The organism is Kribbella jiaozuonensis, from assembly GCF_005233875.1.
GTDB lineage: Bacteria > Actinomycetota > Actinomycetes > Propionibacteriales > Kribbellaceae > Kribbella > Kribbella jiaozuonensis.
The window spans coordinates 111,275-128,791 of the sequence record NZ_SZPZ01000002.1 but is presented as its reverse complement, the minus strand read 5'-3'; the positions used below and the strand labels follow the sequence as shown (position 1 = coordinate 128,791).

The 17,517-nt window shown below is 61.9% G+C and carries 20 protein-coding genes and 2 tRNA genes; 20 read left to right on the top strand and 2 right to left on the bottom strand.

Annotated elements, in window-relative coordinates; translation table 11 throughout:
* Positions 1–17 precede the first annotated feature (17 nt).
* The 14 genes from FDA38_RS12290 (at position 18) to FDA38_RS12230 (ending at position 12,595) form a co-directional block, all read left to right on the top strand.
* On the top strand, positions 18–2,816 hold the full coding sequence (locus FDA38_RS12290; protein WP_170989668.1) for a phage portal protein: 2,799 nt from the start codon (positions 18–20) through the stop codon (positions 2,814–2,816).
* Between the two features lie 184 nt (positions 2,817–3,000).
* Positions 3,001–3,339, top strand: a complete 339-nt coding sequence (locus FDA38_RS12285; RefSeq protein ID WP_137253956.1) for a hypothetical protein — start codon at positions 3,001–3,003, stop codon at positions 3,337–3,339.
* Positions 3,336–3,668: a hypothetical protein gene (locus tag FDA38_RS12280; RefSeq protein ID WP_137253955.1), complete on the top strand. Its 333-nt coding sequence runs from the start codon at positions 3,336–3,338 to the stop codon at positions 3,666–3,668. The genes FDA38_RS12285 and FDA38_RS12280 overlap by 4 nt, the downstream gene beginning before the upstream one ends.
* Positions 3,665–4,072, top strand: coding sequence for a phage tail protein (locus FDA38_RS12275; protein ID WP_137253954.1), 408 nt, complete (start codon positions 3,665–3,667; stop codon positions 4,070–4,072). Before FDA38_RS12280 ends, FDA38_RS12275 begins: the two co-directional genes overlap by 4 nt.
* A gap of 41 nt (positions 4,073–4,113) precedes the next feature.
* On the top strand, positions 4,114–4,419 hold the full coding sequence (locus FDA38_RS12270; protein WP_137253953.1) for a hypothetical protein: 306 nt from the start codon (positions 4,114–4,116) through the stop codon (positions 4,417–4,419).
* 159 nt (positions 4,420–4,578) lie between these two features.
* Complete coding sequence (locus tag FDA38_RS12265) at positions 4,579–5,037, top strand: hypothetical protein (protein ID WP_137253952.1); 459 nt, start codon at positions 4,579–4,581, stop codon at positions 5,035–5,037.
* A complete protein-coding gene (locus tag FDA38_RS12260; protein ID WP_137253951.1) occupies positions 5,030–6,961 on the top strand; it encodes a hypothetical protein in 1,932 nt (643 codons plus the stop codon). The genes FDA38_RS12265 and FDA38_RS12260 overlap by 8 nt, the downstream gene beginning before the upstream one ends.
* Complete coding sequence (locus FDA38_RS12255; protein ID WP_137253950.1) at positions 6,958–7,761, top strand: hypothetical protein; 804 nt, start codon at positions 6,958–6,960, stop codon at positions 7,759–7,761. The genes FDA38_RS12260 and FDA38_RS12255 overlap by 4 nt, the downstream gene beginning before the upstream one ends.
* Positions 7,758–8,906: a DUF5047 domain-containing protein gene (locus FDA38_RS12250; RefSeq protein WP_137253949.1), complete on the top strand. Its 1,149-nt coding sequence runs from the start codon at positions 7,758–7,760 to the stop codon at positions 8,904–8,906. Before FDA38_RS12255 ends, FDA38_RS12250 begins: the two co-directional genes overlap by 4 nt.
* Positions 8,903–10,750 carry a hypothetical protein gene (locus tag FDA38_RS12245; RefSeq protein WP_137253948.1) on the top strand — a complete coding sequence of 616 codons (1,848 nt, stop codon included), beginning with the start codon at positions 8,903–8,905 and terminating at the stop codon, positions 10,748–10,750. Before FDA38_RS12250 ends, FDA38_RS12245 begins: the two co-directional genes overlap by 4 nt.
* 12 nt (positions 10,751–10,762) lie before the next feature.
* Positions 10,763–11,035, top strand: a complete 273-nt coding sequence (locus tag FDA38_RS12240) for a hypothetical protein (RefSeq protein WP_137253947.1) — start codon at positions 10,763–10,765, stop codon at positions 11,033–11,035.
* Between the two features lies 1 nt (position 11,036).
* Entirely contained in the window at positions 11,037–11,618 is a 582-nt protein-coding gene (locus FDA38_RS12235) for a hypothetical protein (RefSeq protein ID WP_137253946.1), read from the top strand.
* 16 nt (positions 11,619–11,634) lie between these two features.
* Complete coding sequence (locus tag FDA38_RS42190; protein ID WP_170989666.1) at positions 11,635–11,808, top strand: hypothetical protein; 174 nt, start codon at positions 11,635–11,637, stop codon at positions 11,806–11,808.
* 520 nt (positions 11,809–12,328) lie between these two features.
* Positions 12,329–12,595, top strand: coding sequence for a helix-turn-helix domain-containing protein (locus tag FDA38_RS12230; RefSeq protein WP_170989665.1), 267 nt, complete (start codon positions 12,329–12,331; stop codon positions 12,593–12,595).
* A gap of 87 nt (positions 12,596–12,682) precedes the next feature.
* On the opposite strand, the gene FDA38_RS12225 is transcribed toward FDA38_RS12230, so the two are convergent.
* The gene (locus tag FDA38_RS12225) at positions 12,683–14,179 is read right to left on the bottom strand and encodes a recombinase family protein (protein WP_137253944.1); all 1,497 of its coding nucleotides are present in this window, start codon (positions 14,177–14,179) and stop codon (positions 12,683–12,685) included.
* A 17-nt stretch (positions 14,180–14,196) separates the two neighbouring features.
* Here FDA38_RS12225 and FDA38_RS12220 point away from each other — a divergent pair, with 17 nt between their 5' ends.
* The 5 genes from FDA38_RS12220 (at position 14,197) to FDA38_RS12200 (ending at position 17,033) form a co-directional block, all read left to right on the top strand.
* Positions 14,197–14,850, top strand: a complete 654-nt coding sequence (locus FDA38_RS12220; protein ID WP_233714641.1) for a sigma-70 family RNA polymerase sigma factor — start codon at positions 14,197–14,199, stop codon at positions 14,848–14,850.
* A 42-nt stretch (positions 14,851–14,892) separates the two neighbouring features.
* Complete coding sequence (locus FDA38_RS12215; protein ID WP_137253942.1) at positions 14,893–15,432, top strand: hypothetical protein; 540 nt, start codon at positions 14,893–14,895, stop codon at positions 15,430–15,432.
* A 93-nt stretch (positions 15,433–15,525) separates the two neighbouring features.
* A tRNA-Asn gene (locus tag FDA38_RS12210) sits at positions 15,526–15,598 on the top strand.
* Positions 15,599–15,747: 149 nt separating this feature from the next.
* Positions 15,748–16,275, top strand: a complete 528-nt coding sequence (locus tag FDA38_RS12205) for a DUF4232 domain-containing protein (protein WP_170989664.1) — start codon at positions 15,748–15,750, stop codon at positions 16,273–16,275.
* A gap of 95 nt (positions 16,276–16,370) precedes the next feature.
* Positions 16,371–17,033: a hypothetical protein gene (locus FDA38_RS12200; protein WP_137253940.1), complete on the top strand. Its 663-nt coding sequence runs from the start codon at positions 16,371–16,373 to the stop codon at positions 17,031–17,033.
* Between the two features lie 82 nt (positions 17,034–17,115).
* On the opposite strand, the gene FDA38_RS42185 is transcribed toward FDA38_RS12200, so the two are convergent.
* The gene (locus FDA38_RS42185) at positions 17,116–17,268 is read right to left on the bottom strand and encodes a hypothetical protein (RefSeq protein ID WP_170989529.1); all 153 of its coding nucleotides are present in this window, start codon (positions 17,266–17,268) and stop codon (positions 17,116–17,118) included.
* Between the two features lie 112 nt (positions 17,269–17,380).
* Here FDA38_RS42185 and FDA38_RS12195 point away from each other — a divergent pair.
* Positions 17,381–17,454, top strand: a tRNA-Ile gene (locus tag FDA38_RS12195).
* Positions 17,455–17,517 lie beyond the last annotated feature (63 nt).

The window sequence follows — 17,517 nt, the reverse complement described above, 5'->3', positions numbered from 1 at the left end:
CCATTCAGGTCCCGGCTGTGAAGCGTGTGCGGGATCTCGTGTCCGGAAGCCTGGGCACTCTTCCCGTCGCGATGTACGGACCGACGCAGCAGAGCGTTGGGGACTGGCCGCTGTTCATTCAGCCGGAGTCGGATCTCCCGCGTTCCGTCACGATGATCCGCACTGTTGAAGACCTTCTGTTCGAAGGGATCGCCTACTGGCGTGTGATCCAGTTCGGGTGGCACGGCTACCCCACGAAGATCCGTCGTCTCGATCCCCGCAGCGTCACCATCCGGAAGAACCAGAAGGCGTACCTACGCCGTGATGGTTCGACACAGGGCATGGCTGAGGAAGAGCTTCCCGAAGCAGAGCTGATCATCTTCCACAGCCCCAATGACCCGCTGTTGGTTGCCGGTGCTCGTGCGATCCGTACGTGTCTCCAGCTCGATGCTGCTGCTGCTCGATCTGCTGCATCTCCCATGCCTCAGGGGATCTTCACCCCGGCTGAGGGTGCGGACCCGGCTGAAGACGATGACGTGGTTGAGCTGATGGCCGCGTGGAAGTCAGCACGGCAGAAGAACGCGGACGCCTACGTGCCCGCAGCCCTGAAGTACAACGCGTTGTCGTGGAACCCGAAGGACCTCCAGCTCGCTGAGGCCCGGCAACACGCAGTCCTTGAGATTGCTCGCCTGGTTGGTGTTGACCCTGAGGACCTGGGCGTGAGCACCACGTCTCGCACGTACCAGAACAGCGAGGACCGCAAGAAGGCGTTCCTGGATGACGTTCTTGGTCCGTATCTACACGCGATCGAAGACCGCCTTGGGATGAACGACGTAACCCCACGGGGCTACTACACGCGCTTCAACCTGGATGCCTATCTCCGCTCCGACACCCTCACGCGCTACCAGGCGTATCAGATCGGCCTTGAGGTCGGGGCCATCACGCACGAAGAGATTCGCGAGCTTGAGGACCGCCCACCCCTGTCCGCGGAACAGCTCACGCAGCTTCGTGAGACGCCTGCGTTGCCTGCGGCACCTACTGCTCAGGAGGACATCGAAGTGAACACCTTCAGTTCACCCATGATTGAGCTGAAGCTAGAAGCTCAGGCAACCGGCAGCACGTTCTCTGTCGATCGAGAGTCCCGCACCATCACCGGTCTTGCGGTGCCGTACGGGAAGACAGCCCGGTCAGGCGGCAAGCTCTGGCAGTTCTCCAAGGGAACGCTGGTCTTCAGCGATGTGTCCCGGGTGAAGCTCCTTGCTGGCCACGACTGGAAGCAGGCCGTTGGGAAGGCAACCTCCCTGGAGGAGACGGACGCGGGCCTGATGGCCAAGTTCTCCGTTGCTCGCGGCCCCGAAGGTGATCGAGCCCTGACCCTGGCGGAAGACGGCGTGTGGGACGGCCTCTCCGTTGGTGTCGCACAAGGCGGCATCTACAGCGAGAAGAACGGCGTGATGCATGCCATCGCGGCCCCTCTCGCCGAAATCTCCCTCACCCCATGCCCTGCGTTCGATGACGCACGGGTCCAGGCCGTGGCTGCGTCTTCGGCTTTCACTGGAAAGGAAATCGCAATGGAATGCGACAAGTGCGGCCACGTTCACGCCGCTGGTGTTGTCGAGTGCACCACCCCGCCGGCCACCTTCGATCTGAGCTCGAAGGTCGTGGCGGCACTGACTGCCGACCAGGCCAAGGAGCAGATCAAGGCTCTCTTCGATGAGTGGAGCAAGCCAAAGGAAGGTGACCTTCCGCCACGGGAGACGGTTGGTGTCGTCACCCCGCAGTTCGACGTGAAGGAAGAGCTGCCCTACAAGTTCGATCGGGGAGGCAACTTCCTCCCGACTGAGCACGTGTTCTCTGCTGACCTGCACGAGATGGCTCGCGCTCGTGACGAGTTCGGTGACCGGACCGAAGCGGGCAAGCGGGTCATGGCGCTGATCAAGGCCACGTTCGATGTGGACACCACGGATGTTGCCACGGTCAACCCGACCATTCAGCGTCCGGACATGTACGTGGATCAGCGGGACTACCGGACTCCGCTGTGGAACTTCATCACCAAGGGTGCTCCGCCGAACGGAGTGCAGCCCTTCGCGTTCCCGAAGTTCTCCAGCTCGTCCGGTCTCGTCGGTGATCACACGCAGGGGACCGAACCCACCTCGGGCACGTTCGTGACGACCAACCAGACCATCACTCCGACGCCGACCTCTGGCAAGGCTTCCATCACCCGTGAGGTGTGGGACATGGGCGGCAACCCGGCTGTGTCCGGCCTCATCTTCAACCAGATGGTCCGGGGCTGGAAGGAAGGTCTGGAGACCGCTACGGCCACGTTCCTGAACACGTTGACTGCGGCAACGGACATCACCCTCACTGCCGGTGCCGTCGATGACGACCTGGCGGCTGCGTGGGACGCGGCGGTTGCTGATCTTCAGTTCATCCGTGGCTACGACTTCGAGGCGTTCGCTGTGGAGAAGGCGCTCTACAAGACCTTCGTGGCTGCGGTGGACAGCACGGGTCGCAAGCTCTTCCCGCAGATCAACCCGACCAACGCGAACGGCACCAGCTCGCGCCGGTTCACGCAGCTCGATCTTGCTGGTGTGACGGGTGTTCCGTCGTGGGCTCTTCCGTCCACACCTGGCAGCCCGAACAACTCCTGGCTCTTCGACCCCTCGACCGTCCACGGATGGGCGAGCGCTCCGCAGCGTCTGGAGTTCCCGGGTACGGATGCTTCCGGCAACTACGCGCCGGTGGCGATGGTCGATTTGGCCATCTGGGGCTACAAGGCGTTCGCCAATTCCGATCTGGGCGGCGTTCGTCAGGTCATCTACGACACCACCGCGTAATGACCAGCCGACGCAAGAAGGGCCGTCCCGCAGTCGCTGAACCGGCTGCGGTGACGGACCCCGCAGAAGTCGAGGCCACGCCAGTGGCCAAAGGCACCGATCGTCGCCAGCAGCACAGAGGCGAACCGATCGGTGATCGACGCAAGCGGTACCGCACCAACTGACTGAAGGGCAGGTGATGACCATGGCGCTCCCGACGCTCGCTGAGCTGAAGGCGTACCTGGGCGGGGCTACGGGCTTCTCTGAGGCTCGCTGGACTGATCCTGCCCTCCAGTCCGTCCTGGACGCGGAAACAGCCGCACAGGGCCGTGTATGCCGTCTCCCGGCTGATCCGGAGGACTACCCGGACGATCTGGCGGCGGCACTGCTCCGGAGATGCCAGCGGGCCATCGAGATGAGGTCTCAGCCCCTGGCCGTGCTCCAGGACAACGACGAGTTCGGCAGCTCCACCGTCGTACTCCCTGGACGTGATCCGGAAGTGCGTCGTCTGGAGGCCCCGTTCAGAAGGCTGGTAGTCGGATGAGCTTTCTTGCAACACGTCAGGCCCTGGCTGATGCGGCGAGCACCGTTCCTGGTGTGAAGGGCTACACGACCAAGCCCAACACGGTGTCACCCGGTGATGCGTGGCCCCTCATCGGTTCGATCGAACGTGGCCCCGCTTACGCATTTCAGGTCACGTGGCGAGTCCTGGTGATCCTCAGCGGCAACGAAGACACGGCGATCGAGCAGCTCGATGAGCTGACAGATCCGTTGTTCGCAGCAATCAATCCGGTGGCCTTCGTGGACCGCGCGGACCTGACCAAAACAGACGGCGACCTGTTCGCCATTTCGATCACGTGTAGGAGTGAATGACCATGCCTTTCGCGCCGTATGTCATGCGGGATTCGCTGGTGAAGTTCGGAGCTACGGATTACACGCTCCAGGTCACCAGCGTCGTACTGACCCCGGACCAGGCCACGCAGACCATCAAGACCTTGAAGCCTGCTGGCATCTACAACGACGTGGACTCTGCGACCTGGACTCTCTCGATCAACGGTCCTCAGGATCACCAGGACGCGGTTGGTCTTGCCCGCTACCTGAACGACAACGCGGGAGACAAGGTCGTTGTGACCTTCGAGCCCGTCGCCGGTGGGGTCTCTGGAGAGATCACGGTCACCCTCAAGAACGTTGCCTTCGGTGGCGAACAGGGTGCGTGGGCAACCTTCTCCGTTGACCTTCCGGGTGAGGGTCAGCCGGTCTTCACCGATCCCGAGTAAGTGCCCGAAGCAACTAAGCCCGCGGTAAGAGGAGGGGTGACGTGTTCACGTTCAAGGTGGTTCCCGACAACGGGGATGAGTTCGTAATCAAGGCCGGTACGCGAGACGTGCTGGTCTGGGAGAAGACCAACAAGGGCAAGTCGTACGCGCAGCTTCTGCGTGATCCGAACCTGACGGATTACTACAAGCTCTCGCACATCGCTGCGAAGCGACAAGGGCTGTTCACGGGGTCTCTGAAGGACTGGGAAGACCAGCACGAACTTGACCTTTCGTTCGATGACGAAGCGGCGGACGAAGAGCCGGACCCTACCCAGTCGGGTCCCTCTCCCGATCACTCATCGAACTAGCCATACAGACAGGGATCTCACCTACTGCGTGGGCCGAAGAAGGAGAGCGAGCCATAGCGACAGCAGTTCAACTTCTTGCCGAAGACAACCACGCCGGCCAACTCCCACCAGACGCAATCGACCTCAGCAACGACACGAAGTGAAGGGAGGCACCAGAGCATGGGAATCGTCGTACGGGTCCGCATCACCGGGGCGAAGGAAACCCTGGCTGCGTTCAGGAAGCTGCCCAAGGACGCATCCACGGAACTCCGGAATGCGAACCAGCAGATCAGCACCGACCTGGCGGGGAAGATCCGTAGTGCGGCTACTTCGTCCAACGGACAGGGCGCTCTGGTGGCTCCCACAGTCAAGGCCAAGCGTGATCGGGTGCCGTCCGTCCAGGCCGGTGGTCGCAGGCGTGCAGGCAAGCAGTCACGTCGTAGCAAGGGGCAAGCACCCACCACCGCTTCAGACCTGATCTACGGCTCCAACTTCGGGGCCAACGTCCTGAAGCAGTTCCCTGCTACGACCAAGCCTGACCACTGGTTCTTCAGCACGGTCGAGGACAACGAACCCGCGATTGAACGGCAGTGGTTGGGGGCCGTGGACAAGGTGTTGGAGGAGTGGGGCAATGGGTAGTCCGACTCGCACTGTCAACGTCAAGTTCGATGGTGACTCGAAGGGATTGGGGCGAGCTGCCAACGAAGGTGAGCGGGACATTGATCGACTCACCAGGAACGTTGACAAGAAGTTCCGTGACTCCGGTGACAAGTCCGGCAAGAGCTTCTTCACCGGGCTGAAGAAGTGGTTCTCTCCGTCAGCGTTGGGTGAAGCAGGCAACGCGGGTGGCACCGTCTTTGGCAGCGGCTTCCTGGGGGCGTTGAAGACCCCGGTGCTTGGTCCTGCGATCGCTGGAGCCCTGGTGGCTGCGGTGGCCGTTGCAGCCCCTGCGGTGGGTGCTGTGGCTGCGTCCGGGATCGCACTGGCGTTCGGTGCTGGGATTGCGGGCCTGGGCCTGATCTTTGCGGCCAAGTCGCAGCCGGTGAAGGACGCGTGGTCGAAGACGCTCGATTCCATGGGTGCCGACATGACGCGGCTGTCCAAGCCCTTCGAGTCAACCCTGATCTCTATTGCCGGATTCGCAGATCGCACCTTCCAGAAGTTCAAGCCTTCGCTAGAGGCTGTCTTCAAGGAGATGGCTCCAGTCGTAACCACCTTCGTTGATCAGGTATCGAAGGGCCTTGAGCAACTACAGCCTGCCGTGCGTCCGTTGGCAGAGGCATTCAATGCAGTGCTGGGGGCTCTTGGTCCAGCGACTCAGAGTGCGATCGGCAAGGTATCAAAGGGATTGCAGACTCTGTCTGAGTCCGTGAAGGCGAACCCGGAAGGGCTTGCCGACATGACCCGTCTGGTTGGAAACCTGACGGAGGGAACCCTCAACCTCATCACTGCGCTGAACAACGCTGATGGTGCGATCAAGCGGTTCGAGAACAACCCGAAGGTGAGTGCCTTCCTGGACAAGACCGGACTGTCGATCGGCGGCCTTGCGAACACCACAGTGAACAACCTTGTTCCTGGACTTGGCTTGGCGAGGACCGGGCTTGATCAACTGGCTGGATCAGCCGACAAGGCATCGACTGCGGTTGGTCTCACGGGTGACGCGGCCAAGTACTTCACGCAGGGTCTGAGCGACAGCCAGGTTGCTGCGATCCTTGCTGGCAACGCGGTTGCTGGTGCGGGTACTCAGGCTGAGAGTGCTGCTGCCAAGTTCGATAGGCAGACGAAGGCAACTGATGCCCTGATCCAGTCCACGTTCCGGCTTCAGAACCTTGCACTTGGATTGGCCGGGGCTGAGGTCAACTTCCAGGCGTCCCTTGATGCTGCGTCCGCTTCGGTTAAGGACAACGGGAAGAACCTGGACATCAACAGCGAGAAGGGCCGGAACAACAAGTCAGCTCTGATCGCTCTTGCTCAGGCAGCCAACCAGCAGACGCAATCCATGATCGAGTCCGGTGCGGGTACTGCTGCTGCGGGTAGGTCCGCAGAGAACGCACGTTCCAGCTTCGTTCGGATCGCAACGCAGATGGGGCTGTCGAAGAAGGAAGCTGATCGCCTCGCCACTTCGTTGATCGGCATCCCGCCGAACAAGACCAGCAACGTCCAGGTCAACGGAGCCACTGCTGCAAAGGGATCTGTTGATGCCTTGGGTCGCTCGATCAAGAACCTTCCGAGCACGAAGGTCGTAACGGTCAAGTACACCGTGGCTGGCATTCCCCGATCGACTCCCTCGAACATCATCGGTTCTGCTGGTCGTGCGTCTGGTGGTCCTACTCAGCCGTTCCAGACCTACAAGGTGGGTGAGCGGGGACCTGAGTGGCTGACCATGGGCTCTCAGCCCGGCTTCATCACGTCCGCGGAGAAGGGTGCTCCTGGCAACCAGGCACCGCAGGTGCTTGAGGTCCACATCGAGGTTGGCGGCGAGGTCACCAAGGTTGTTCGTCAGGAGATCAAGGCGGACAAGCGACAGACCAAGCGCGTTGTACTCCAGGGGGTTGGGTCGTGACTGCTCTGACTGTCAGCTTCGACACCACGTTGTGCCGTCGCGTTCTCCAGGTCACCTCGCTTGCTGGCACCACCGATCACGTGGAGGTTCAGCGAGCTGTCAGCCCGTACGTGCAGTGGGAAGACGTACGCGGCTGGAGCACGCAGGCCATCGCCAGCAGCGCGGTCACGTACTACGACTATGAATTTCCGGAAGGTGTGGCCTACAAGTACCGGGTGTTGGAGTACAACGCATCCGGTACTCACACGGCCACCACTGAGTTCAGCGTCTCTGCTGTCACCTTCGATGATGTCTGGCTGAAGGTGCCTGCCGCACCGTTCCTCAACCGCACGGTGATCGTCGCGGACAAGAGCACCATCACCAACAAGTCCAGGTCCGCATTGATGGATGTGGTCGGCCGGACGAACCCTGTGCAGATCGGTGGCGTGCGCAGCTCGCTGAGCTACACACTCCAGCTCCTCACCCTCACGGCTGCTGAGGAGCGGGACATGGAGTACACGCTTTCGACCGGTGACGTGATCTTCATTCATCTGCCATCGAACGTGGACCTGATCCCCGGAGGGTATTTCTCCGTTGGTGATGTGACGCGGGAACCAACCATGCGGACCTCTAGCCGGCGGGTGTGGAGTTTGCCGCTGGCAACTGTTGCTGCACCGGGCTCTGATGTCATTGGAAGCGCGTACACCATCCAGTCGGTCCTGGCTGAATACGCCACGATCACGGACATGATGGCGGACAACGCCACCATCGCTGATCTGCTGGCTCGCACCGGCACGCCTTCAGAAGTGATCGTGCCATGAGAGGCGTAAGTGATCGGTTCTTGAAAACATTGCGTGGGAGTCACAGCGCAGTGTTCCGCGCTCGAGTATGCACGAGCTTCCAGACCGGTACGAACCCGACTGGGACTGAGATTCCGATCCTGCCGGGATCGGACGTGCAGTGTGCTTCGACAGCGGACATCAGGGCCACGCTGAACCTGACCACTAGTGCGAGCTGGCCCCGTCGAGCTGGTGACCTGCTGGCCCCGTACGGCAATGAGATCTACGTCGAACGTGGGCTGTCGTACGGCAACGGACAGACGGAGTTTGTTGGCCTGGGGTACTTCCGGATCAACGCGCCCGAGCAGGAGGAGACACCAAACGGACCCGTAGAGATTTCGGGTGCTGATCGAATGGCCGGGATCAAGGATGCACGGTTCCTGACTCCTCGCCAGTTCGCCAGCTCGCTCACCCGTGGACAGCTCGTGAGCACTCTCATCACTGAGGTCTACCCCTCTGCGGTGATCGAGTGGGATGACACGGGAGTGCGGGACGCAGCAGTTGGCCGGACTGTGCTGGCCGACCGAGAGCGCTTCGACACCTTGCGGGATCTGGTCACCTCTCTCGGGAAGGTTGGCTACTTCGATCACCGTGGTGTGTTCGTGGTGAGGACTCCCCCGGATGTGTCGGGTGCGCCTGCTTGGACCATCGACGCGGGAGCCAACGGAGTCCTGGTGAAGATGTCCAGGGCAATCACCCGTGAGGGCATCTACAACGTCGTGGTGGCCAGTGGTGAGGCTACGGACACAACCCCTCCTGTTTGGGCTGCTGTGGCCGATCTGAGCCCTTCCAGCCCTACCCGGTACGGAGGCCGGTTCGGACCTGTTCCGCGGTTCTACAGCTCGCCCTTCATCACCACCACTGATCAGGCCCGCAGTGCTGCTTCCGTGCTGCTGCGAAAGAGCCTTGGTCTGCCGTACCAGGTCGCTCTTCAGTCCATTGCCAACCCGGCCCTGGAACCAGACGACGTGCTGAAGGTGCGCTACCCGTCCGGGACGCGTTCTCTGTCGCTGAAGACCGAAGCTCACATCATCGACACGGTGACGATCCCGCTCGATGAGGAAACCCCCGTCAGCCTTCGTACGCGCAAGCAGTACGGCGAGCAGATCGGAGATGTGACCGAATGATCTCTGATGATTTGGCCGGTCTGCTGAGTAGGCCGGCTAATGGAACCGGTGTTCAACTACGTCAGGGAGTCGTGCAGTCCTGGGACTCCGATACGGGATCGAACACGATCACTGTTGCCGGTGGCACCCTGGTCAACCTTCCGTCTCTCAGTGGTGAGTCCATGGCTCTCCAGGTGGGTGATGTGGTTGCGCTACTGACTGCCGGGGATCGTGTGTGCGTCCTGGGCAAGGTCACCAACCCGGGAGACCCCGGAACAGTTCCGACCTGGGCAGCAGACATCAGCGCGTTGGGTGACACCGTTCAGACCATCAGCACCGTGACCATCCCCGCGATTCAGAGTGACGTGACGGTGGTGCAGGGAGATGTTGTTGATCTGGGCACCGATGTGTCCACTGCACAGTCCACCGCAGACACCGCAGTCACGAATGCAGCCACTGCACAGAGCACGGCTGATGGTGCCGCTTCTACGGCCTCTGCTGCGGCCTCTGCGGCTGCAACAGCTCAAGCCGGGGTAGATGCCCTCCAGACCGATCTGGACGCGGCAGAAGCTGACGTGGCGGCTGCACAGGCTGACATCGCGACTCTCACCGGTACGACCATCCCCGGGTTGTCGTCTGACATCGCGGACGTTGCTGCTGATGTCGCCACTGCACAAGCAGACGTTGATGCGATCCTCCCGATCACTGAGACGAAGATTGCTGACGATGCGATCACGACACCGAAGATCGCAGCCCTTGCCGTCACTACTGCTCTACTGGCTGCTGGTGCTGTCACTGCTTCAAAGATTGCCGCAGGCACCATTACCGCGACCGAGATTGCGGCTGGTGCGATCACCACGGCGAAGATCGCTGCTGGAGCTGTCACGACGACTGAGCTTGCTGCTGGTGCTGTTACCGCAGCCAAGATCGCAGCAGGGACCATCACTGCCACGGAGATTGCTGCTGGTGCCATCACCGCAGCCAAGCTCGATGCCGCTGCGATCACGGGCAAGACGATCACTGGCGGGCTGTTCAGGACGGCGACGAGTGGCAACCGCATTGAGATCGACTCGACTGCTGCCAACCAGATCAGGTTTGCCTCTGGCAACGCCAATGAGACCGCACCTGGTGTGCTCTTCTCGCGCGTCCTTCCGGGGTTCACCACCTTCTCTGAGGTTCGCCTGGTGGTACCAGAGTTGCTCGGCACCGCAGACGGTTGGGTCGCGATCACGAACGACTCGATGACGGGCGACACCGAAGTCAACCTGAACGCTGACATCGTGCAAGTGTTCGGCGGCTTCAATGTCGATGCCACCAGCGGCTTCCCGCAGACCATCAGCATGGCCGGGAACGACTTCATCTTTAACGGTTCGGATGTAGTCACTGATGACGACACACAGACCCTGACGAACAAGACCGTTGCCTACGCCAACAACACCTTCACCTTTCCCCAGCCCGCACGCAGCCTCAGTGCGACGGACATTCTTGGCATCAGCTCAACATCCTTCGTGCCGGGCTCTCCTGTGGTCGGCACTGCATTCACTGCGCCACCTAGCGGTTCCGTCTACATCACCGTTTCCGGTCATCTGGAATCGAACGCTGCAAGCAACTTCGGCTACCTGGCGTTCGAGGTGCGTGCTGGAAGCAGCGTTGGTTCGGGATCGGTCTTCCATGCCGCCAACACTGACGAAGGCATCATGGCCGGTTCTGCTGCCTCTGGTGTCACCCGAAGCTGCGCCGGTAACCGCTACCTGCTCACCGGTCTCACGCCGGGCAGCTCCTACAACGTCCAAACGGTGCACCTAGTCACCACAGGAACCCTTGACGTCTTCTACCGGTCCGTCCTGGTCGAACCAGTTCTCTGAAAGGCAACGAATATGAGCTACAGCAGCATTCGAGACATCGCCACTGATGGAAGCCTGATGGGCCGGATCACTGCGGCTGCTGCTTCCGAGAGCATCGACAACCCGGAATCCTGGGTTGCCTCCCGCATGTGGCAGTTCGCTGCACAGCCTGGCTGGGGTGACAAGTGGGCCTATGCCAAGGACAACTGGCAGGTCAACGCCAACCCCGACTTCGGCATTCGCACAGACGTGATCTCTGACGCAGACATCCTCTCTGCGGTCCAGGCCCTGAACGGAGGCAACTGACATGGCTGACACCACACCGACCTATGACCTCCCGTTCCTGGAGCTGGGAGACGCACCGGACATCGCATCCGGGCTCGAAGACCTGGCCACTGCTGTTGAGACGGAGCTGATCCGGATTGATGCAGACGTTGCCAAGGTCAACGGACTCTCGACTGTGGTTGCTTCTGACACCAACACCGAAGGTCCGTACTCCAACACCACCGCCACGTCAGGCACCAACGTCTGCGGTGTGGCCTTCACTGCTCCGGCCTCCGGTGCCGTGCTGGTTCACTGGAAGGCTGATTTCTGGTCTTCGCAGACCGACAAGGTGTCGTTCGTTTCGATGGAAGTTCGAACCGGAGCAACGGTCACCGCTGGTGCCGGTAGCGGCTCGCAGGTTGTCGCGTCGAACAGCAACGACGCACTCAAGGTCAGTGGCACGGTGACCAGTGGCGTAGAGGCCCGGCTTGGTGCTGGGACCTTCCGGCTGATCACTGGCCTGACACCGGGCAACAGCTACCACGTCCGGCTGATGCACTTCACCGAAGCCAGCGGCAACATCACGGTCTTCTACAGGCAGGTCGTGGTGCAGCCCATGCTGTGAGACCTAGGCTGACGGCGTGGAAGATCTGGCAGTCACTGCGATGACAACCGTCCTGTCCGGTGTGCTCGAAGACCTGGACGAAGCGAAGCGAGTAGCGGAGCTGTTGATCAGCTCGGCACAAGACGTTCGCTACGACACGCGAGCTGGCAACCTGACAGTGACCTTCATCCGCGATGAGTTGGTCAGGTAGTAGCCAGCCGGCCAACTTCGATGCCTGATGCAACTGAATAAGAACATCATGAGGAAGACCCCCGGCCATGGAGCGAACCGGGGGTCTTCCGTTGGATCAGCCAGGGTGACGATGCGGGCTACGCACGCCTTACTCGCCCCCTGGCTGGCTTGTTGATGTGCTCTTGGTGTTTCAGCTCTGCCTCTGTTGCGGACTCATCACTCCAGCCCATGAGGTAGTGGCCGCCCGCATCATTCGCCTGATGGTGGGTGTGCTCGGGGTACTTCGGCAGTGAGCAGTACTGGAACCAGTCACGTCCCGGAACACTTCGATATGTAGACATGCACTGGCCTGCGTAGGTCCTCTGCGGACCGTAACCACCCCACTCGACACCCATCGAAGTTCCTTCCGCTCAATTCCGACTCAATGTGAGCGAGTCTTCCACACTCTGAGTCAGTTTGACTCATGATGAAACTGATGGGCTCAGAGTGAGGGATGTTGCGGCATGACGGGTGAAGCCTGAACAGGCACGATTCGAGATGTGGAGGCGGAGGCACTGGACGAGCTGATTGCAGGCAACGTGAGAGCTGCCCGCGCCCGCCTGCGGATCAGCCAGCAAGACCTTGCTGACGACATGGGTTGGACCAGGACGATGGTATCCAGCCTGGAATCAAAGTCCCGTCACATCAGGACCGGAGATCTGGTCCTACTTTGCCAAGCACTCAAGATGCCATTGGCTGAGCTGCTCGACGGTGCACCGGCAGAAGTGTTCAAGGCTCTGGGACTGGACAGGCGCAAGAAGCCGTAGGAGCCGTTTTAACGGCTTGAAGGGTCCGGGGGTAGCTCCCAGTGCCTAAAAGGGGCTGAAATCGCCTCAGAGGCCCCGTTCCGTGGCTCAGGAGAAGGCCCGGACAACTTCCGCCATCTGGGATTCATCCGGGAATGCCCCGATCATGGTGCTCAGGTCACTCATATCCAGGACATGTGCCACTTCGTTCTTGAGACGAATTGTGGTGTGTTCCGCGGTTGCAACCTTGCCCCGGCCAACTGGCTGAACCGTGATCGTGAAGAGCGTGTTCACGACCGTCCGCTTTCGAGCCAGAGACAAACTCTTCCAAGCCTTCATCACATCCGGAACCGAGATCAGGCCATCGAAGATTCGAGCACGGTCCCTGTCGATCAGTCCGGCATCAATCTTTTCCATCCGATCCTGAAGATCAGAAGTGATTCGAGTGAGCTGAGCCATGGTGATCAGCTTGGCCGTGAATGCATCAGCAGCTTCGTTCATCTGCGCTTCGATTGCAGATCGTTCCTGCTCCAGGTCTTTGCTGGCCGGCTGTGCGGGAGTGAGTAGCTTCCGTGCGTCGTGCTTGGTCAGGATCAGCACCACAGCACGGGAGACCAGGTGCTCAAGCTCTTCGATGTCCCGATACACGCAACACCGGTACATACGGAACGGTGTGCCGTCCCGGTTGGGTCGCATGCCGGGTAGCAGCCCCTTCCCGCACTTCCCGCACTTGGCAATGTTGGTGAGCAGATGTTTCCGCCCACTGCCGGGGGTTGTCCTCCGTGAGGGATCAGTAAGAATCCGCTGGCAAGTCAGGAACTCGCCAATGGGAACGACGGCATCCCATTCGGCTTCACCTACAACCTGACCCCGGTAAACCGACTGCCCGATGTTCCGGGGACGAAGCAGCATCTTCCGGAGAGATGTGTAGCTCCACTCCTTGTCCATGGTGGTTTTGATCCCACGTGAATTCAGATCCCGGCAGATTGCCTTCAGGCCCTCACCAGCGTTCACAGCTCTGGTTGCCTTCAGCAGCTCAGCAGCTTCATCGGGCTTGATGGTGATTCCGTCCCTCTCGAAACCGAAGGGGCGAGCTGATACCCGGCGAGACTTCCCGTCAATCGCCATCTGCCTGTACTTGGCAGCCAATCGCTCTGCTTTGTGTTCGACTTCGAATCGAGCTGTAAGACCCAAGATGCCTGCAACCATCCGGCCCGTTGGTGTCTTCAGATCAATGTGCCCCGACTTCACAGTGTGGGTCGGGACATTCATCGCATTGCAGACCTTGGCGTATTCCTCAAGCTCTGTGGTGCTGCGGTGGAGGCGGTCGGTGTGCCACACCACCACCACGTCAATCTGGCCTTCCCTGATCCAGTCCAGGAGCCGTTGGTAGTCCTCTCGGAGCTTCCCGTTGCTGGCTGACCTGTCGTTGTCCCGGAAGACCTCTACGACCTGCCACCCCATCCGGTCTGCCAGCTCCTGGCAGTCCTGCTGCTGGCGTTGTACGCCTAGCCCTTCCCCTGCCTTGCCTAGCTCACGGTCCTTCGAGATGCGGACGTAGATGGCTGCGCGGAGCTTGCTGCTGCTGACGTGAGAGTCCCTCATGGCTGTATAGCGTATCCGTGAACTTGGAACTCGTCGTGTCGTTGGCCCGGAGGTACGCCGGGAAGGGCATCTCGCTGCTGGATCTGATCCAGGAGGGCAATATCGGGCTGATGCGGGCGGTGGAGCGGTTCGATCATCGGCTGGGGCACCGGTTCTCGACGTACGCGATCTGGTGGATCCGCCAGTCGATCGGGCGCGCGATCTCGGACCGCTCGCGGCTGGTCCGGATGCCGGCCCAGGCGTACGCCGACGCCTCCCGGGTGGCGACGAGCCGCAACGACCTGACGCAGCAGCTGGGGCGGGAGCCGACCAACCCCGAGCTGGCCCACGCGACCGGCCTTACCGTCGCGCGGGTCGAGCGCGCCCAGGCGTGGCGGATGCAACCCGAGACGCTGGACCTCGACGACTCCGATTCGGTGATCGACGACGACCCGATCGTCCTGCGCGCCGCCCTTCGCCGTGACCTGGCTCACCATCTGCAGTTCCTCGACGACCTACATCAATCCGTCCTGCTGCACCGGTACGGCCTGCAGGGCCGGATCCCTTGCACTCCTGAAGAAACGGCCACCCGCCTGGACCTGACCACCGAACGAGTTCGCACCCTGGAACGCGAAGCACTCCGCCACCTTCGCCGTCGAGCCCTCCCCCAGCTCCGCGACTATGTCGCCTGACCCTCGACCCACCGACTTGGAGCCGACTGGGATGATGACCATGTGAGACTTCTCCGCACCTCCTGGCCGCGTGAGCTGGCTGACGCCGTCTCGGCAGCCGCCCGCGAGTCGACCGGGAGCAAGGAAGACATCCTGGCCGCCGTACAGCTGACCAACGGCCGCTGGGCCGCCGGCACGCGGACAGCCGTCTACCTGCCGTCGGACTCTACCGACGCCGACCGCCGGGTCGGCTGGGAGCAGATCGAGCGCGCCGGCTGGGACTCCGAAGCATCTGTGCTGCACATCTACGAGACCACCGACTTCGGTACTCCGCTGCGTGCGACCGAGCTCAAGGTCGAGGACCCCGGACGCTTCGGCCAACTGCTCCGCGAACGCGTCGACGCGAGCATCATCGTCCAGCGGCACGTGCCGCTGGCGGGCAAACGCGGCGTACGCATCGTTGGCCGCCGGAATCCGTCCGTCACGGACGCCCCGGTCAGCTGGAACCTCGTTCTGGACAAGGGATTGGAGCCCGACCAGCCGGGCGTCGTGGATGCCGCGGAGGCAGCACTCCGGCAGGTCCGCGACGAGTTCGGAATCTGACCCCGCAGGCAGCCGAATCCCGTTTTTGTAGTTCGCTGCCCGCCTGCTAACCTACTCAGGTCCTCAGGGTTTCGGGGTCACGCACTACCACGATCCCGCGTAGCTCAATTGGCAGAGCAGCCGGCTGTTAACCGGCAGGTTACTGGTTCGAGTCCAGTCGCGGGAGCAACAAACCAGCCGGTCTCCTCTTCACAGGAGCCCGGCTTTTTCGTGGCCCGCGACCGCAGGTAGGTTCGACGAATGCACCGTCGCGCCCAGGTGGGGCTTCTTGCCGGACTGCTACTCCTCACCGCTTGCGGCACCGAAAGCGCAGCTGTGACGACTGACAGCAAGCCGTCCTTCACGCAGTTGACGCCCCGGCCGCTCGGCCCCACTCCCTTCACCACCGTTCACCCCGATCCGACGCCCGCACCGCCGCGGCCGACCTGCCCGGACTCCGGCGCCTCGATCACCGTCGGACCGGTCGACGCCGCCCTCGGCCACCGAGCCGTGGTGGTCAAGCTGACCAACTGCCGCTCCACACCGATCACCGTCGACGGCTACCCCGACATCGCGGTGCTCGACGCCGATCGCCGAGCGATGAACGTGACCGCGACCCACGGCACGTCGTACATGGCGATCGACCCAGGCCCGAAGAAACTCGTCCTTCGCAAGGGTGAAACGGCACTGGCCGCGATCTCCTGGTCCAGCACGGTCGAAGCCGGTGCGGACAAGGCATCCGGCACCTACCTCGCCGTTGCCCGAGGCAAGGGCGAGCACGCGGTCGTCTGGCCGGTGGACACCGACCTGGGCACGACCGCGAAAATCACGCTCACCGCGTGGTGCCGAAACTTCCCCACCTGAAACAAGGGTTTGATAGTGGCCTAGACCAACACTTTGCCGGTACGTTCCTCTGCAGATCCCGAGGGGGCCTCGGGGATGGAGGGGAAGGAAACCCTGTGAACGTCAAGAAGTTCCTGAACACCAAGAGCGGACGGCTGCTGGTCGCGGCCGTGCTCGGGGCCGGTGTGCTGGTCGGTGTCACGGTTGCTGCGAACGGCGCCGTGAAGCCGGACTGCAAGAGCCTCTCGTACCCGCTCTGCCCGCGCTCGGTCGCCGCTACGCAGGTCGTGGACAACAGCCTGCCCGCGAGCAAGATCGTGCCGGCCGACCGGAACGCGTTCCTGAAGGACACCGACGTCTATGGCAAGTCGGGTGTCGCGAAGGACTTCGATCCGGTGGCGATCGCGAAGATCGGCGGGTCGTTCAAGACCAACAAGACCAAGGTGGGCGAGTTCAGCCTGCAGCCGGGCACCTGGCTGCTGAACTCGACCGCTTTCTTCGCCCGCACCACCGCGGGCGCACCGGGCACGCGCCCGCAACTCGCGCTCCGAGTCGGCGCCTCCGACACGGCGTTCGGCACCGACTACGGCACCATCCTCGGCGCCGAGATCTCGCCCGCGAAGGACCGCGAGCTGACCGGCGCAACCGTCAAGATCGTGACAGTCGCCAAGGCAACCACCGTCGAGGTCTTCGCCTTCGGCTACAACGACGACGGCAGCGCCGCCGGCGGCGGCGAGATCACCGCCTCCGCCTCGGTCGCCGCCGTACGCGTCGGCTGACCGTCACCGCGTGAGCAAACGAGGCCCTGACCGCACCCAGCGGTCGGGGCCTCTCCACGTCTCCGGGGCCGTCGGCGCTCGCCTACTTGCCCTTCTTCCGATCGATCGCCCGCTGAATCCGATCCTGCGGCTGCCCGAGAATCTTCGCCAGCAGCGGCACGCGATACTTGTACGCCGCGATCGCGCCTACCACGATCACCAGAAAAATGAACCAGCCCATGGGAGTTCCTCTCATCCGGACTGCCTCCATCATGCCCGCTAGCTGGTCACCAGCACTCCGTCGAACCCCTGACCCCACCCTGGTTTCACACCCCACCCCCACCAACCCGATACGATCACCCGCACACGGGGCGGTAGCTCAGCTGGTTAGAGCAGGGGACTCATAATCCCTGGGTCACGGGTTCGAGTCCCGTCCGCCCTACTCCGCAAAACCGCAGGTCACGGCCACATTTGGCCGTGACCTGCGACTGATCCAGAACCATTC

Bases quoted from the DNA above. Each gene is read 5' to 3' on its own strand.
- FDA38_RS12285 (WP_137253956.1), top strand. From the start codon at position 3,001: ATGGCGCTCCCGACGCTCGCTGAGCTGAAGGCGTACCTGGGCGGGGCT.
- FDA38_RS12280 (WP_137253955.1), top strand. From the start codon at position 3,336: ATGAGCTTTCTTGCAACACGTCAGGCCCTGGCTGATGCGGCGAGCACC.
- FDA38_RS12275 (WP_137253954.1), top strand. From the start codon at position 3,665: ATGACCATGCCTTTCGCGCCGTATGTCATGCGGGATTCGCTGGTGAAG.
- FDA38_RS12265 (WP_137253952.1), top strand. From the start codon at position 4,579: ATGGGAATCGTCGTACGGGTCCGCATCACCGGGGCGAAGGAAACCCTG.
- FDA38_RS12260 (WP_137253951.1), top strand. From the start codon at position 5,030: ATGGGTAGTCCGACTCGCACTGTCAACGTCAAGTTCGATGGTGACTCG.
- FDA38_RS12250 (WP_137253949.1), top strand. From the start codon at position 7,758: ATGAGAGGCGTAAGTGATCGGTTCTTGAAAACATTGCGTGGGAGTCAC.
- FDA38_RS12245 (WP_137253948.1), top strand. From the start codon at position 8,903: ATGATCTCTGATGATTTGGCCGGTCTGCTGAGTAGGCCGGCTAATGGA.
- FDA38_RS12240 (WP_137253947.1), top strand. From the start codon at position 10,763: ATGAGCTACAGCAGCATTCGAGACATCGCCACTGATGGAAGCCTGATG.
- FDA38_RS12235 (WP_137253946.1), top strand. From the start codon at position 11,037: ATGGCTGACACCACACCGACCTATGACCTCCCGTTCCTGGAGCTGGGA.
- FDA38_RS12225 (WP_137253944.1), bottom strand. From the start codon at position 14,179: ATGAGGGACTCTCACGTCAGCAGCAGCAAGCTCCGCGCAGCCATCTAC.
- FDA38_RS42185 (WP_170989529.1), bottom strand. From the start codon at position 17,268: ATGAGAGGAACTCCCATGGGCTGGTTCATTTTTCTGGTGATCGTGGTA.